2 protein-coding genes and 1 tRNA gene are annotated in these 2,157 nt (G+C 71.8%); 1 reads left to right on the top strand and 2 read right to left on the bottom strand.

The features are described 5' to 3' along the window. Positions 1–99: 99 nt before the first annotated feature. The gene (locus E1258_RS32120; protein ID WP_007073662.1) at positions 100–633 is read right to left on the bottom strand and encodes a YbhB/YbcL family Raf kinase inhibitor-like protein; all 534 of its coding nucleotides are present in this window, start codon (positions 631–633) and stop codon (positions 100–102) included. A 94-nt stretch (positions 634–727) separates the two neighbouring features. After that, positions 728–817: transfer RNA gene (locus tag E1258_RS32115), tRNA-Ser, on the bottom strand. 229 nt (positions 818–1,046) lie between these two features. On the opposite strand from E1258_RS32115, the gene E1258_RS32110 reads away from it, so the two are divergent. Further along, positions 1,047–2,048, top strand: coding sequence for an NAD(P)H-quinone oxidoreductase (locus E1258_RS32110; RefSeq protein ID WP_132407672.1), 1,002 nt, complete (start codon positions 1,047–1,049; stop codon positions 2,046–2,048). The last annotated feature ends 109 nt before the right edge of the window (positions 2,049–2,157 follow it).

Genomic DNA, 2,157 nt, shown 5'->3' with positions numbered 1-2,157 from the left:
CCCCCTCCCTTCGCACTCTTGCACTGCGGCCCCCTCCGAGCCGGCAAAGGCGTGCACAACGGGCCGTAAGTACAAGATCGCGGAAGTGGTGGGACGGGGTCAGCCCCTGACCTGGTACGTGGGGCGGATGACCGCGCGGGCCAGGGTGTGGAAGGCCAAATTGAAACCGACGTACGCGCAGCTCGCGCCCGGACCGACTCCGAGGCGCTCGACGTCGACGGCGTGCACGGCGAAGACGTACCGGTGGGGGCGGTCACCGGCCGGCGGGGCGGCCCCACCGAATCCGGTGTCGCCGTAGTCGTTGCGGACGCTGAACGCGCCGCCGAGGTCGGCCTCCTTGACGCCCTGGGGCAGCTCCGTCACCGAGGCGGGCACGTCGACCAGCACCCAGTGCCAGAAGCCGCTGCCGGTCGGCGCGTCCGGGTCGAAGCAGGTGACTACGAAACTCTTCGTCTCGGCCGGGAAGTCCGACCAGGCGAGCTGGGGCGAGACGTTCTCGCCGCCGACGCTGCCGTGGGCGTACCGGGCGTCCATCGGCTCGCCGTTGTGCACGTCGTCACTGGTCAGGGTGAACGAAGCAACGGTGGGCAGCAGCTCGTACGGGTCCGGGGCGATCGGTCGTTCCAGGGACATCCGGGAGATCCTTCCGGTTGACGCGGTTCTTCTGCGCCTCCTTCTTACCCGACCCGCACGGTCAATCGACCACCACCGGCCATGCTGGCGAACGTGGCGGAGGGTGTGGGATTCGAACCCACGAAGACATCGCTGCCTTACCGGTTTTCAAGACCAGCGCCATCGGCCACTAGGCGAACCCTCCCGGACCACGCCCCTAGGGACGCGACCACCGCCTAGTCTGCCAGAAGTCGACCAACTCGCGAGCCGCCGTCCCACCCGGGACGGAACGATGGCCGGCCGGGGCCACCATGACTGACGCGCTGGTCACCACGATCACGGCCGCCCGGGGAGTCCACAGTGGCCGAAAGGATCATCGTCGCCACTGATTGGTCCGGACGTGCTGGGCCCACCGGATCGGGTATGACTGGACGATGCGCGCGATCACGATCCCGGAGCCCGGCGGACCCGACGCACTCGCCTGGGCTGAGGTGCCCGATCCCGATCCCGGCCCGGGTGAGGTGGTCGTCGACGTGCGGGCCAGCGCCGTCAACCGGGCCGACCTGCTGCAACGACAAGGGCACTACCCGCCCCCGCCGGGCGCGCCCGCGTACCCCGGGTTGGAATGCTCGGGGGTGATCAGCGCGCTCGGTCCCGGCGTGGCCGGGTGGGAGGTCGGCCAGGAGGTCTGCGCGCTGCTGGCCGGCGGCGGATACGCCGAGCGGGTGGCCGTGCCCGCCGGGCAGTTGCTGCCGGTGCCGGACGGCGTCGACCTGGTCGACGCGGCGGCGCTGCCCGAGGTGGCGTGCACGGTCTGGTCGAACGTCGTCCAGCTCGCCGGGCTGGTGAGGGGCGAGACGCTGCTGGTGCACGGCGGGGGCAGCGGGATCGGCACGTTCGCCGTGCAGCTCGGCGCGGCGCTGGGGGCGACGGTGGTGGTGACGGCCCGGTCTGCGAAGCACGAGCGGCTGCGCGGGCTGGGCGCGGCGCACGCGATCGACTACCGGGAACAGGACTTCGTCGAGGAGGTTCGCCGCGTCACCGACGGCCGGGGCGCGGACGTGATCCTCGACATCATGGGCGCCGCCTACCTGGCCCGCAACGTGGCGGCGCTGGCCACCGGCGGCCGGCTGATGGTGATCGGGATGCAGGGCGGCCGGAAGGCGGAACTCGACCTGGGGGCGCTGCTGGCGAAGCGGGCGTCGGTGGCGGCCACCGCGCTGCGGTCCCGGCCGCTGGCGGAGAAGACCGCGATCGTCGCGGGCGTACGCGAGAAGGTGTGGCCGCTGGTCGCCGCCGGCACGATCCGCCCGGTCGTCGACCGGCGGCTGCCGATCACGGAGGCCGCCGAGGCGCACCGCCTGGTCGAGTCCAACGCCCACACCGGAAAGGTCCTACTGACCCTCCACCCGCACCGGCCCGGATCGTCGCGGTGATCAGAAGGTTTGCGTCGACGACGTACGCGCTCAGGACGCAAACCTCTCGATCAGCGGCGAAGGGGTGGGGGCTCAGGCGGGGGCGCAGTCGTCGCAGCCGGGTTGCGTG

The sequence above is a fragment of the Micromonospora sp. KC207 genome, assembly GCF_004348615.1.
Taxonomy (GTDB): Bacteria; Actinomycetota; Actinomycetes; order Mycobacteriales; family Micromonosporaceae; genus Micromonospora.
The sequence above is the reverse complement of the archived record's forward strand: the minus strand, read 5'-3'. Positions and strand labels throughout refer to the sequence as shown.